Genomic DNA, 12,966 nt, shown 5'->3' with positions numbered 1-12,966 from the left:
GCCTTTGTCCTTCCCGGCGTGCGCGTGTGGGTGTGCGAGATGCCTTTATCGATGGGCGATCGGAATGCGGAGGTCGCCGAAGTCGTGGATCGTGTAGCGGCCGCAGGTGACCGTCGATGCGTCCGACTCGCTCACTCCGTCCGGGTACTGGAAGGGGGCGGACATGGCGTCGGTCACGACGAACGTGACGTCTGGCGACGCGCTGTCCGCTCGATTGGTCAGCCACTCGTAGACGGTGAACTGATGATCGACTTGGATGAGCGATGCTGGGTCTTTCGCGTAGGCCTGCGGGGCTCGAACGGTCCAGAACTGGCCCGCCCCGACTCTGCCGGCGGAATCGACCCACTGGACCACGCACGCGAGATCGACATCGGTCGTGCGGGCTTCGCTGACTGCACGCGGCAGCGACCATCCGAGCGCGACAATGGCTGCCATTCCTGCCGCCCCCGCCTGCCACCACCGATTCTCGGAGCTGCGGGCTCGTTCTCTTCTCCTCCGCAGGACCGGAATCGTGACGAGGGCCAGTGGGGGCATGAAAGCGACGGGTTGCAGATAGCGAATCCCGTCGGTGCCCAAGGCGACCATCCCGATCACGACCACCACCGGAACGAGCGCGGCACTCCCGGTGACGAATGCGGGAGCTGTCATTCGTCGGTGCAGGAACCGGACGGCGAGAGCGCACGAGACGCCCCACATCGCTGCGGTCAGGAGAAGGAAACCCGCGCCGAGAGGATTCGCGGCAGATTCCGCCGCGAGTCCGGCATAGCGAACGAACGACTCCGCCCACTGGCCCGCGCGCACATACAGCCGCGCATCCGCGACGATCCACGCAGAGACCGGCATCCGGGCCAGCATTCCGAGTGCCGTGCCGGCAACCGCGGCCAGTGCGAGGACGAGAACAGGTCGCCAGGTCGCGATTCCTGTCGCACGCAAGAGCAACAGCACCAGGATCAGCGGCACCGTTCCCCACGCCGCGAAGAGGGGATTGGTGAGCGTGGAGAGCGCCGATATCAGGACGATTCCGACGAGGGCGAGGGCAGGAAGTCGCGGCGGCGAGGGAGCGTGATCCAGCACGCGCCGCGTGATCCCCACGACGAGGATGACGCCGACCACCGTTGCCGAGTAGTACGTCGTCATCGCGAACGCCGACGCAAGGTGGAAGCCGTCGCGTCCCTCCCCGCTGTTGAGCACCGCGAACAGGCAGAACACCGAGAAGGCGAGGAGCGCTCCGCGAACGGGGGACGAGACGTGCCGGCGACTGCCGCTGACGACTCGGATCGCGGCGTAGAGGGCGAGGAAGTTCACCCACGCGTTCAGGGTGAGCGTGGCGCGCACGCCGAGACCGAGTGAGGAGAGCGCGGCGTAGACGGCGGTCTCCGGGATGAAGAGCACGGGAGACATCGCCCAGTCCTGCGCGCGGCCCGACACCAGCGACTTCGTCAGCAGGACGGTGATGAGCGAGTCGCCGTCGGCGAACATCATCCATGCCTGTGTCGTCGCCAGCTGCGCGGTCACGACCAGCGCCAGCACCGCCGCGATGGCATATCCGCCCGCCTCGTGGAGGATCGCGCGGCCCCAGGAGTGCGTCGATGGCGGTGACGTGACGGTGGCTCGGGTGTGGGTGGTCGTCACGAGACGTACGTTATCCGACGCGACGAGGAAGGGGCCCTCCGGTATGAAGGCGGCAGCCTCGCGATTGCCGGTGCGCCCGTATCTCCGCCGCGCGGGGGAGGCGCACGGCCTTGTGCGCCCCCTATCGTCAGGGCATGGACATCGCATCAATGATCATGGGCGCATCGATCGCGTCGGTCGCGTGGATCGCTTTCGTCCCCTGGACCAAGCTCAAGCGGTTGAAGGAACTCGACGAGCGGGCGGGCGGCGCCGCGGGGGAGTAAGCGGGGCCTGCGGGTGAGGCCCGCGCTTCTGCGCCATCCGCGACTACGTCGTGTTGGGGAACCGGGGGCTGTTCGGTTCATCCGTGGCGGCTGTCGATCCAGTTCCCCACCGTAGGCTTGTCACTGGAACGGACCGAGGAAAAGGCGGAACTGGATTGGTCGGGAGGTGACGCTGCTCTTCGGAGCGAGCTGGATCTTCTTCTCTGACGTTGTCGCCGCCTGGGCGTTGGCCGGAAGGCCGAGAACAGATGAACGGTTCTTCGTGCCGAGATGGGATGTGACAGTCACTCGCAAGGGATACCGCTGGACCATCGGACTTCTCTTCCTTGGAGCGTTGGGCGTCGACTTGATCTGGGTGCCCCTGGTGGCACCGGTGCCGGGGTTCACCCTCGCGATCATGGGCTTGGGGATTCTCCTTCTCGCGGCCGACATCCTGCTGTGGGTGAGGATGCAAGGACTGCTGCGCGAGTTGGGCTTTCACAACGTGACGTCGGATGGTAGGCCGATCCCAGAGATCGAGCGCCGGCCCTATTCGGATTGATGGGCCACGACGAGCGGCCGGCATCGCGGCTCAGGCGGTCGTCGTTGCTGCAGTCGAGCCGAAAGCGGAGGCGGAGTCCTGGTCGGTGCGTCGCCGGCTCGGTCCGGAAGCGGTCAGCGGGATCGTGGCGCGATACGTACGTGGAGTGGCGACTCCACAACTCTGCCGGGAGTGTCGCCTGTCGAAGTGCAGCGTCTTGACGTTGCTCCACGGCCACGGAGTACACATGTGCCGTCAACCACTGTCGGAATCTCGGCGGCGCCCCGCGGTGCGGCTGTACCAAGGCGGCGTGACCATTGACGCCATCGCCGAGCAACTCGATGCTAGCTACGGCCGCGTGCGTGAAGCCATCCTTGACACAGTGGTTCAGCTTCGGCCGCATGGTCGACGTCGCGTCAGCCAGCTACTTACGCCCTGAACCGGCGCGCCCGGTCGTGAAGAAGTTGGGGCTAACGAATGCAGCAAAAGCGATAAACAGCAATCTCAATCAGATGCGAAGAGGATAAATAACCGGTTCACAGGAGAGAAGAAGTAATGGAAGTAGAGGCAGTGGGTCTGCAGATGAAGGAGCCGCGGGCGTGCGACGAGTGATAGCTACTGTTTTGGTCAGTTTGATGGGTGCGTCGATCACTACGTTCATAGTGATCGGCCTCATCGCCTGGTTCACGCGCACCCCATTTCAGCTCGGGCTCGCTCTTGCGTTCACCGGTGGGATTGGTGGTGGGATCGCTGTGATTGCGAGTTGGCAGGCGCGCACTGGAAGGTAGCCTGGGTGAAGGCGAGAGGCGGATACAACAAATGCTGAAGAAGCCGCTTACGGGCGTGGTTCTCCTAGCGGCGGCAACTGTGCTGCTCACCGGATGCACCCCGACAACGTCGGCGTACATCTGGAACGACGGCGGGAACTTCGTTCTCACAGTCCCTGACGAATGCTCGTACGAGATCTCAGACGTCGAGGTCAGATACTACGACGATGAAGACGACTCGGCAGGGTTTGAGGATCTGCCTCTAGTGTGGAAAGCGACGGCGGAGCCGGGCCCGGGGAGCAAGACGGTGACGCTTTTCCAGGCAAAAGACGGATTCACCGTGGAGCAACCGGTTGCCGCGGTCGACACCAGCAGGGAGTTTGCCATCGGATGGCTGGAGGACTGGGGTGACGATCAGGCGGAGCCGGAGTTCGGTTCCACCCTGTTCGGTAGTCTGGACGACGTGGAGGGCGACAACGTCCTGTGGAGTGGTGGCGTGGGGAGCCTCACCAGCTATCAGGATGCGGTGGGGCTTCCTTGGGCACAGGTCCGCTGCTGATTCTCGGCGCCTTCTTCTGCCGCATCTGGATCGAGGACGAACAGCGCGAGATGACCGTGTCCGTCGAAGTGCCCGGGCCGATCGCACTGCTTCGGGCCGCCGCAGGCGAACGGGCCGGGGCCAAACGAAAGAGCGCCGGAGACCTCTCCGACGCTCTATCTGATTCGTCCAACGACCTTCATCTCACGGTCGCTTATTCGAGTAAGGCGAATGTGGTGGACCTCCGTAGAGAGTTCGAGAACCCCTGCCCGGCCTTGAAAACCGTGGCTTCTCGCAGGTCGCGGGGCGTCTACCGGCGGGACCGGAGGCCGCTGGAGCCGTCTGTAGTGGACGAGCGGGGGCGGATGGTGCGTGCAGTTGGGATGACTCAAACCTTTCTGAGCCCGGCGCAGGTGGACGAGCTGGTGGCCTCGTATGAGTCGGGCGCGACACTCGTGGAGTTGGGCGAGCGGTTCAGCATTCATCGCCGCACCGCGGCGGCGCACCTTGTCCGCCGCTCGGTACCGATACGCCAGCGGGGGCTCGATGAGTGCCATCTCGCCGAAGCGGTCGAGCTGTACGACGAGGGCCTTACGCTAATGGAAGTCGGGTTGCGGTACGGGGTCAGCCAGCAGGCTGTCCGACGCGCGCTGGCCGTAGAGGGCGTCACGATTCGACCGGCTGGTCGGCGCGCACAGGCCGTCGCAACGAACGTCTGAGCTGCGAGTCCGGCGGTGTTATCCGTTATCCGCGGGATTCGGAGCGAATCGGACATCACTCGATCGGAATCTCGATCGGGGTGTGGAGGAGGTTCGCCACTGGTGTGTACAGGTCGACGTCGGTGGCGTCGGTCTGGAGTGATACGACGAGGGCGTATCGGATCTTCCGGTCGACGCGTTCGCGGTTCTTGTTGTTCTTCCACCAGCCGCCGACGGGGTAGACGGCGATCTTTCCGGTGTCGGCGAGTGCTGAACCGTAGGTCTCCCAGATGTCTTGATGCAGTGAGCCGTACAGGCGTTGGTTGGCGCCGACGAGCCACGACACTTGTCCGCTTGCGGGGCGCCCGCCGGCTTCCTCGGTGCGGGCTTCACGGTTCACTCGCTGAACGAAATGGGCCTCAGATTCAAGGGGGTCTTGTAGCTCGAACCGGAGTCCGTGTGATGCGTACTTGTACCGCTGACGCCATCCTCGTCGGGACGCCGTCGGCTCGATGAAGTAGGAGAGGGTGACGCGCAGGGTCACGGAAGCGGAGCCCAGGTCTTGCAGTACTTCGCGCGGCCAAGGAAGGTCGTGTAGCCGGAACGACGGGACCTTGAACTCATCGCCCTCGAAAGGGGTGAACTCGTCCTGTACGACCAGGGTTACGGACCGATCGGAGGAGAACAACACGCGTTCCTCGGTCGGGACGCCCCAGCCGTATCGGCGTAGCAGCATCTGTTTGGCTTGAAGTCCGCTCTGCCCCGCACGATCGATTTCGTCGCGCATGATGGGTGTCCACTGCGCGGAGTGGACGAGGAGTGCTCGGATCGTCTCGGGCCAGTACTCGGGATAGGTGGCCATGACGAGGGCTGCGAGCCGGGAGGCTTGCGCGGTCGCGGCGCTGGTTGCGTTGGCCGACGCCAGAGCCTGGTCGTTTGTGTGCCCGGTGGTTCGCAGGGACAGCGCCGGGTGATTCGGCTCGAACATGGAGGCGGTGTCATGGAGGACGTTGCCGCCTTCCATGACGATGTCGGGCTTGATCGGCCAGGGCTTGTTCCCGAACGGCAGAGACGTGCGACTGTGGGGCGAGAGGTCGCCCTTCCGCGCGACAGGGGTCCAGCCTGCGAAGGCCGGATCGGTCGGGACCGCGTCGAGGTCGGTGTAGGCGCCGACGGTGAGTGCGTTCCAGGCTTGGCCGGGATCTCGAACCGGAGAGGTGTCGGATTCGGCGAGGTGGTCGGCGACGTAGCCGGTTACGTTTCCGGCGGACACGATCAGGAGTCTTGCTGCTTCGCTGTCTGGTGGCGCGAGTAGCCGGAGTTCGTCGCCGTTGCTGACGACGTTGGCGCCGACGGCCAGTGCGTCGACGGTGGCCGACCACAGCGTGGGCTGACCTGGGTTTCCGGGGGTGTCGGTACTGGTGCTGACCGGCATGCAGAACACCCGGCGCCGTGTCGCTGCGATTTCGGGCAGCGAGACGGCTTGGGCGGTGACGTCTCCGTACGCGCGGGGTTCGTGCGGCTTCTCGGTCTTGGTCGGAAGGATGCGAACCGACTCCAGTCGGTGTCGCAGCACAACGGAGTCCGATCCGAGCAGGTGGCGGTCGACCGCGGCTCCCAGCAGCGCGATGCCGGCCATCTTGGTGCCATGTCCGTCTTGATCGAAGCCGCTGACGCCGATCACGGTGTGCAGGTCCTGGGGTGCCAGGGACTGCTCGATGAGGACGTGAGTTCTCGCTACGCCCGTGTCGAGGTGGCAGACGGCGGGCTGGAGTTCGTCGGCAGGTTCCAGTCGCTTGGCCAGGTCGTCGACGTACTCGGCTTGCTCCTCGGCGGTGAGGTCTTCTATGGAGTCGATGAACTCCGGGCGCCGGATTTCGGCCAGCGGCACCGCGGTGAACGGTAGGACTTCAAGCTGCGCCCACGTCGCCTCGACCCACATGACGTCGCGGTCGACGAGCCGGAGGAGACGCTGCGAGATGGTCAGTCCGGAGGCTTCGGCGAAGCGCCGTAGCAGATCGGGGCCGTCAGCGTTTGGGCGTAGCCATAGTTCCCACCATGTCGTCGTACCTTCTGGCGGGCGACCCTCGGACTGCCAAAGGTCACCCAGGATGGTGGCGCGGATGCGTGCGATGTTCGCGACGAGTTCGTTGTTGCGAGGTTTGCCTTTCGGTGACTCCTTCGCCAGGTAGTCCTCGAAGAGCTGCAGGAACTTCGCACGGTAGTCGTCGCTGACCCAGACGGTCGCTCGCTCGGGGATGCCAGAACCCGAGTCCGCGGGGAGAACCGAGAGAAGGAGCCACTTGGGGCGCCTGCGCTGCGGATCGCGGTGCGAGGTGAGCTGTTGGAGAGTGTCGAGCTTGAGCGGATACGCGGGGTCAGAGCCCTCCAACGTGATGATGGTGCCCAAGGCACGTAGCTCGTCGTCTGGGAGTTGTTCTTCACGGGTCTCGTCACCGCTAGAGAACGCGGACTGCAACTCGTTCAGCCGCCCGCCGCCGTGACCGGCACGGTCTTCGACCGGACGAATCTTCGGGTCCGGTCCACCCCGTCGGCGAAACTCCTCGTCTGCCGCTCGATCTTCTACCAGAAGGTGACTGAGGTGTTCCTGCCCCTCAGCCAAGGCTCGCCGCCTGCCGCGATTTGAGCGACTGTCGAATGTCGTCGGCACTCACTCGTGTTCCGCCAGCGAGGATGACGCTCTTGGCGGCAGACTCCGCAGCCCTTACGAGGTCCGCATGGGAGAGCCCTGCCATGTGCTCTGCCAGTGCGGCCCAACGGACGCCCTTGGCGAGAGACCCGAGCCTGCCGCGCATCACGGCGGCGGCCTGTTTCGCGTCCGGCAGTGAGTAGTTGAGAACCATGTCGAAACGTCGGAACAGGGCCTTGTCCAGAATCGACCGGTGGTTGGTGGCAGCGATGACGATGCTCTCGGGAGAACTGTTCTCCAGGAACACCAGGAAGGAGTTCAGGATGCGTCGGGCCTCACCGACGTCGTTTCCTGCTCGGTCGCCACCGAGCGCGTCGAACTCATCGAACAGGTACACCCCGCGCTGCGCGCCCACTGCATCGAAGATGACGCGCAGCTTACTGGCGGTCTCGCCCATGAACTTGCTCAGCAGGCTGTCGAGCCTGATCGTCAGCAAGGGCAGAGAGAGCTCGTGAGCCAGGACTGCCGCGGTCATCGTCTTGCCCGTACCAGGCGGCCCCTCGAACAGGAGGCGATGCGCAGGCTCAAAGCCGTGATCCAGAAGCTGCTTGCGTTGGCGCTGTTCGCTGAGGACACGTCGCACCTGCGCGGCCAGCTCATCCGGCAGGACCAAGTCTTTCAAGCCAACGGCTGGGTGAGAGGCGATAACGAGTTCTGAAAGATCGCCTCGCGGTTGAGCGATTGAGGTGACCTTTTTCGGCCGCTCGACACGTGAGTGATCAACTGCGGCTTTGAGGTCAGCCGCGAGATGGTGGTGCCCCTGCCGAGCCGCCTGAGCGGCAACCTGTAGCGCGACTGAGTAGAACGCCTCGTCGTCGCCGCTCCCGTGGCTTCGTACGAGCGCCTTGAAGTGCTCTCCTGATCCGGCCACCACTCACCTCCCGCCGTACGCCGCGTGTTGTCCCAAGTCTACGGGCCAGGACCGTCAGAGCATCGCTGATCCCCCGCATGCCGACCACTCGGGTCAGCCAGCAGGCCGCCAAGCGCACTGGCCGGGACTGGCGCCGCGATTCGGCCGAGTCCACGCCGTGCTCAGGGTCAGCGCGTGAGGTGCCTTCCGCACGTGCACGGTCGGATCGTGGCGGTCAAGATGTCTGCCAACGTCATCCGGTCAGTGAGGGCGTACGTGCCACGATCGACCGCACAGACGCACACACCAGCAGTGTCGAGGTCTGCCAGGACGTGGGGGGCAACGGGGATCGTCCGCCCGAGACGGTCCAGCCGCGCGATCACCAGGGCTGAGAACTTGCCGGTTGCAGAGTCAGCGAGCAGTCATGTCAGCTCCGAGCGATCGCCGGCTTCATCGCTGTATCTGCGAGTGACATCAAGGTCGAGGTCGCGGGCAGCGCCAGACAAGCGGTCTGCTGCCGCTCGTGCGCCTCGGAGGTAGGCGAGCGGCGTAGGTGTAGGTGGGGGCGTTCATCGGGCCGCCCCTACGGTCATAGGCACCTGGGACTCCGAGCGGTCGCGGGTGCCCTGCCGGTCGCGGTGCCGGGCAATGGCTTCCTGGGTCCGGGCGCGGATCAGGAGGATCAGGCTGACCGGTCCAATGACGATGAACTTCATCGCGTTCCACACCGCCCACAACACGACCAGATGCAACCAGCCTGGTGCCCCCTGGTCGAGGGCGTTGGTGCAGATGCTCGCGATCAGCAGGTAGGGCACCGCGAGGAGCGTCGCGGGGATGCCCCACTTAAAGTTGCGTCGGCGTCGGATCGCGTCGAGCAGCCGGTTGGTGGGCATGTAGCGGCGCAGGTAGTAGCGGGTGCGGGCGCTGAGCGTCCAGATAAGGCGGATCATGGCGGGCCTCTCGTCACACGTGTCTCTCCGTCGAGGAGGCAGTACGTGTATGAGCGCCCAAGCTGGGCCGTCCCGAAGGACCCGCAATCGAGGAGAACCTGCCTCGGCCCCCAACTTTACGCCCAAGCCCGGACAGACGTAAACCCGTGCTATCTCATCCGCGAGTGTCCGACGCCGCGGGAAGGAAGTGATGCCGTGGGCCGGCTGGTGCGTGTGGCAGGGCGATGAGGTGGGTCCCTGAAACAGGTGCCCCTGCCTGTTGGAGGTGCAGGCCGATCATGTTGACGAGTGTCGCGGCGACAGCAGCGAGGTCCGCGGCCGAGCCATGGAACGTGGGTACGGAGCATCCCCTCGTGGGAGTCAGTTCGTCGCCTTCGGCTGCGTCCTCCCAGAGCCGGTGGTACAGCTCTAAGCCACCATCGGCCAATACCGAGCGGCCTGCCTGGTCGTCAAGCTCAGACGGCGTACAGGTGTCACCGGGCGCGCAGATGTTGGCGATACCGAGCGATCCTGTCCTGGCGTCGGTGGCGACCTGGGCGATGAGTGCCGTGCGGTCTTCGCCGGCGAGGGTGTCGAGGTAGGTGGTGATGCTGTGGCTGACGGTGGCGTCGATGATGAGGTCCGCGGAGAGTGAGACGGCTGGGTCGGGGACGCTTCCTTCTGCGACGGTCACGGTCAGGTCGTCGCGGATCGCGCGGAGGCGTGTGGCGAGGGCATCGGCCTTGGTCTGGCCGATGTCGGCCTCGGTGTAGTTCTGTCGCACGAGAAGTCCGCCGGTGATGGTGCCGGGGTCGCAGACGGTGATGGCGCTGGCTCCGGCGCGTGCGATGAACTCGGCGAGCCATGAGCCCAGGCCGCCGCAGCCCCAGATGTGGACGGCTCGTCCTTGGAAGCCGTTGACGGGACGGTTGTCGTCGCGTCGGGTTGTGACCTCTTGCCGTTCGTCGGACATGTTGCACCATTCGATGGGGATGTCGGCGTTGATGATCGCGGGGTCGAGGTTGACCGCTGTGCCGTGCTTCTTGGCGAGGCGTCGCAGGGCGTCGGCGGTAGTTGCGGGAAGGCGTCCGCCGAGAAGATGGTGCGGTCCACCTGCGGGGTGCGGAACGGCGAGCACGAAGTACTGCTCGGTGCCGTCAGGGTTTCGTAGAGCGCTGGCGAGGAGCGAGGTAAGGAAAGCGGGCGATTGCGGTGAGACCTCTGGCGGTCGTCCTTCGGCGCGGTCAAGATGCGGGTCGTCCAAGAGCGTCAGGAATAGCGCGAAGGTGGATGCCGCACCGAACGGGAGGTCCCTCGCGAGGACAAAGACGGGTGTGCGGTGTCCGTCGCGGTCGGTCGAGTAGGTGAGGTCGTAGCGGTGCGGTGAGCGGGCGACGAGCCGAGCGATCTGCTGCCGCTTCGGCGGCCCAGGTTCGCGGACGACGATGGTGGGTGTGTCATCGGCGTGGTGGAGCACTCCTCCGACAGCGTGGTACATCGCGGTCGAGGGATCGAACGCTCCGCCGGCAGCATCGGTGAGCCAGTCCCACAGTCGGCTGAGAAATCCGGCCATCCCGGCGGAAGGGCGCCACTCGCGGGAGGGGTCGAGATAGATGCAGAGCCGCTGCCCTTGGAGGACGTGCGGGAAACCGAGGAAGCGTGTGTGGTCAACCTCGGCGCTCGGGGGTGCGAACAGCGAGGGGCGAATCTTGACGATGAACTCCTCGTCGTCTCCAAGTCCCAGCCCACCGGGGCGATGAAGGATATCTGCGGTGTGGAGCCGAAGTCGGAGGGTGGCGTCGCCGTCAGAGTCGAGCCGAGGCTGCTCGACTATCCGCACGTCGCTGGGGTGCTCCCTGGCGAGTGACCTCAGCTCATCGAAGAGGTGCTTCTGCCAAGCCGACAGCGTGGCCCGGTTGCGGCGGCTCATCCCGCGCGGCCAGACCGCCCCACGGTGGAAGCGGCCGCGGGAGCTGCTGCCGGGAACTTCGCGCTGCTGGACGAGGTGGCCGGGGCCTTGAAGCCGTCACCGAAGATGCCCTGCCACAGCTCGATGCTGCGCTCCTTGTTCTCCTCCTCGTAAGCCTCCTCGATCTCGGCGGCGTGAACATGAATACGGTCCCGGAAGTAGCTGTAGCTCGACTGCTCCCACCGATGGTCGAAGGCGACCCCGGACCCGGACGGGTCCGGAATGGAGGGCTTGATCGGGCGCGCCTGGAGCCAGGCGTCGAGGTCCTTTACGAGGTGCAGGAGAGTCGTGGGGACGTCGCTGTAGTAGCCGGGGTCAAGCAGCGTGCGCAACTCGGTGACCTGCTCACCGAGCAGTGTCGTCAGGAGGATCGACCGGGTCCCGGTGAAGGAGTTCTTGTGGTCACGCAGGTACTTCATCAGCCGGATGACCTTGCGGAGGTTGCCCTTCGCGAGCGCGTCCTTGTCCCTCATCCAGTCCGTGAACCCCTGGGGGTCGGTCTGCTCCCAGTCGTTGTCGTCGCGATTGACGATGACTTCGCGTCCATCGGCGAGGTTGAGGTGCGGAACGATGTCCAGGTGCATGGAGTTCGCGTAGACAACTCGGACGCAACGGCACTTGCGTGAGTGCGGCATGTTTCCGTAGGTGCTGTGCCGGTGCAGAGCCGCGTAGACCTCCTCGATGTACTTCTTGGGATCGTCGGCCCAGTCCGCGTTCTCGCTCATGTCGAGCATGAAGTCCGCGTCGAACTCGTTGCTGCCCACCGGATTGATGATGGTCTTGTGCGCCCACGAGCCCTGGGGCGTCTTGCCGAGGATCAGGTGCCCGATCTGCTCGTCGGCCTTCAACGCCTTGTAGACCGCCTCGACGCGAGAGTCGAGCGAGTCGAGCTTCACCTGGCCAAGGTTGACGGTGTCCTTGAGCAAGACGTTGAAGTAGTCAGTGAGCTTCATCGGGAGACCTCCGTGGTCGACGTGCTGGTCGGGTCGCCGCGGTGTCGGTCTCCGATCAACGGTGTGTAGTCCGCCGCGCGATGATCTGCGAACCGCGCGGTGTAGATAGGGCTGAGCTCGCGGCTCACGGACGCGGCGAGGCCGGCGACATCGCTCGGGTCTGCCGAGTCGAGTGCGTACAGTCCGCTCGGCACGAGAGCATCGAACCTGGTGAAAGCGGCCTTGCCGATCAGATGTTCAGCGATGCCCTGTCCGCCACGGCTGCCGGCTGTGAGGATCAGTGGCGCGATCGGCTTCGCCCAGTTGAACAGCCCGCCGCGGTCGAGGCGCTTGGGGTGGTTCGTGAGCTGGTCGATGGTGCCGACGTTGAGCACCCTGATCGAGGCGAGCGGTACGTCGAGCATGCTCACGGCCTCGGCAATCGCGACGACGGAAGGGTTGTTCGCCCACACGCCGCCGTCAATGAGGCGGTGTCCATCGACACGCGCGGCAGGGAAGTAGAGCGGCGCCGCCGAGGTCGCCATCGCGATGTCCACCATCGGGATGCGCCAGTCTCGGGCGAGCCGTGTGTGGTGGGGCGTCTTGAAGATATGCACGGAGCCTCGTTGCACGTCCCACGCCGGGATGACCAACCGCTTCGCGCTGTCTCCCAGCAGCCTTTGGCCGAGCACTTTCGTCAAGGCAGTGCGCAGCGCATCGCCGTCGTAGATGGGTGCAGTGAGTTGGCGAGGCCGCCGCCACAGTCGCCGGCGCACGGCCGGGAAGACCGCCTCGACCAGTTCTTCGTAGTGCCCCACGATCTCGCTCGGGGCGAGACCGGCACCCAGCCCAAGCGCGACGATCCCACCCGCCGACGTGCCAGCGATCAAGTCGAACGAGTCCTTGATGCTGACGTCGAGGTCCTGTTCCAGCCGCGCCAGCACGTGAGCGGTGAACAGTGCCTTGGCTCCCCCGCCATCGAGGGCGAGAATCTGGAAACGATCGACGGATGGGGTGCTTGACTCGATCGTCGTGGATGGAGGGTCCTGCCGTCCGGGCGCGTCGGCCTGTCCGGTCGGCGTCTCGCCTCCGGGATCGGTCGAACTTGCAGGAACTACACCCATGTAACTATTCTACGCTGCCGCACCGACATTCCCT

The 12,966-nt window shown here is 65.1% G+C and carries 11 protein-coding genes; 4 read left to right on the top strand and 7 right to left on the bottom strand.

Going from position 1 to position 12,966, the window contains the following annotated elements:
- Positions 1-45: 45 nt before the first annotated feature.
- Positions 46-1,632 (bottom strand): hypothetical protein, encoded by a 1,587-nt coding sequence (locus AVP41_RS06400; protein WP_067162215.1) that lies wholly within the window; start codon positions 1,630-1,632, stop codon positions 46-48.
- A gap of 134 nt (positions 1,633-1,766) precedes the next feature.
- Between AVP41_RS06400 and AVP41_RS17000 the strand changes: the two genes are divergently transcribed.
- The 4 genes from AVP41_RS17000 to AVP41_RS16925 all read left to right on the top strand — a co-directional run bounded on the left by AVP41_RS17000 (position 1,767) and on the right by AVP41_RS16925 (position 4,439).
- Complete coding sequence (locus AVP41_RS17000; protein ID WP_269454407.1) at positions 1,767-1,895, top strand: hypothetical protein; 129 nt, start codon at positions 1,767-1,769, stop codon at positions 1,893-1,895.
- A 166-nt stretch (positions 1,896-2,061) separates the two neighbouring features.
- Positions 2,062-2,436: a hypothetical protein gene (locus AVP41_RS06395; protein WP_067162213.1), complete on the top strand. Its 375-nt coding sequence runs from the start codon at positions 2,062-2,064 to the stop codon at positions 2,434-2,436.
- Between the two features lie 798 nt (positions 2,437-3,234).
- The gene (locus AVP41_RS06385; RefSeq protein ID WP_067162209.1) at positions 3,235-3,741 is read left to right on the top strand and encodes a hypothetical protein; all 507 of its coding nucleotides are present in this window, start codon (positions 3,235-3,237) and stop codon (positions 3,739-3,741) included.
- Positions 3,720-4,439: a hypothetical protein gene (locus tag AVP41_RS16925; protein WP_231902678.1), complete on the top strand. Its 720-nt coding sequence runs from the start codon at positions 3,720-3,722 to the stop codon at positions 4,437-4,439. Before AVP41_RS06385 ends, AVP41_RS16925 begins: the two co-directional genes overlap by 22 nt.
- 55 nt (positions 4,440-4,494) lie before the next feature.
- Here the strand turns inward: AVP41_RS16925 and AVP41_RS06375 are convergent, their stop codons facing one another.
- The 6 genes from AVP41_RS06375 to AVP41_RS06350 all read right to left on the bottom strand — a co-directional run bounded on the left by AVP41_RS06375 (position 4,495) and on the right by AVP41_RS06350 (position 12,932).
- Positions 4,495-6,828, bottom strand: a complete 2,334-nt coding sequence (locus AVP41_RS06375; protein ID WP_197464258.1) for a S8 family peptidase — start codon at positions 6,826-6,828, stop codon at positions 4,495-4,497.
- A 205-nt stretch (positions 6,829-7,033) separates the two neighbouring features.
- On the bottom strand, positions 7,034-7,999 hold the full coding sequence (locus AVP41_RS06370; RefSeq protein ID WP_034228238.1) for an AAA family ATPase: 966 nt from the start codon (positions 7,997-7,999) through the stop codon (positions 7,034-7,036).
- 548 nt (positions 8,000-8,547) lie between these two features.
- A complete protein-coding gene (locus tag AVP41_RS06365) occupies positions 8,548-8,928 on the bottom strand; it encodes a sulfate permease (RefSeq protein ID WP_067162206.1) in 381 nt (126 codons plus the stop codon).
- A 154-nt stretch (positions 8,929-9,082) separates the two neighbouring features.
- On the bottom strand, positions 9,083-10,837 hold the full coding sequence (locus AVP41_RS06360; protein WP_005049384.1) for a ThiF family adenylyltransferase: 1,755 nt from the start codon (positions 10,835-10,837) through the stop codon (positions 9,083-9,085).
- The gene (locus AVP41_RS06355; protein WP_067162204.1) at positions 10,834-11,829 is read right to left on the bottom strand and encodes an SMODS domain-containing nucleotidyltransferase; all 996 of its coding nucleotides are present in this window, start codon (positions 11,827-11,829) and stop codon (positions 10,834-10,836) included. Before AVP41_RS06355 ends, AVP41_RS06360 begins: the two co-directional genes overlap by 4 nt.
- On the bottom strand, positions 11,826-12,932 hold the full coding sequence (locus AVP41_RS06350) for a CBASS cGAMP-activated phospholipase (RefSeq protein ID WP_005049382.1): 1,107 nt from the start codon (positions 12,930-12,932) through the stop codon (positions 11,826-11,828). The genes AVP41_RS06355 and AVP41_RS06350 overlap by 4 nt, the downstream gene beginning before the upstream one ends.
- Positions 12,933-12,966 lie beyond the last annotated feature (34 nt).

It is taken from the genome of Microbacterium sp. TNHR37B (genome assembly GCF_001620065.1).
Taxonomy (GTDB): domain Bacteria; phylum Actinomycetota; class Actinomycetes; order Actinomycetales; family Microbacteriaceae; genus Microbacterium.
The sequence above is the reverse complement of the archived record's forward strand: the minus strand, read 5'-3'. Positions and strand labels throughout refer to the sequence as shown.

Bases quoted from the DNA above. Each gene is read 5' to 3' on its own strand.
- AVP41_RS17000 (WP_269454407.1), top strand. From the start codon at position 1,767: ATGGACATCGCATCAATGATCATGGGCGCATCGATCGCGTCGGTCGCG.
- AVP41_RS06385 (WP_067162209.1), top strand. From the start codon at position 3,235: ATGCTGAAGAAGCCGCTTACGGGCGTGGTTCTCCTAGCGGCGGCAACT.
- AVP41_RS06365 (WP_067162206.1), bottom strand. From the start codon at position 8,928: ATGATCCGCCTTATCTGGACGCTCAGCGCCCGCACCCGCTACTACCTG.
- AVP41_RS06360 (WP_005049384.1), bottom strand. From the start codon at position 10,837: ATGAGCCGCCGCAACCGGGCCACGCTGTCGGCTTGGCAGAAGCACCTC.
- AVP41_RS06355 (WP_067162204.1), bottom strand. From the start codon at position 11,829: ATGAAGCTCACTGACTACTTCAACGTCTTGCTCAAGGACACCGTCAAC.
- AVP41_RS06350 (WP_005049382.1), bottom strand. From the start codon at position 12,932: ATGGGTGTAGTTCCTGCAAGTTCGACCGATCCCGGAGGCGAGACGCCG.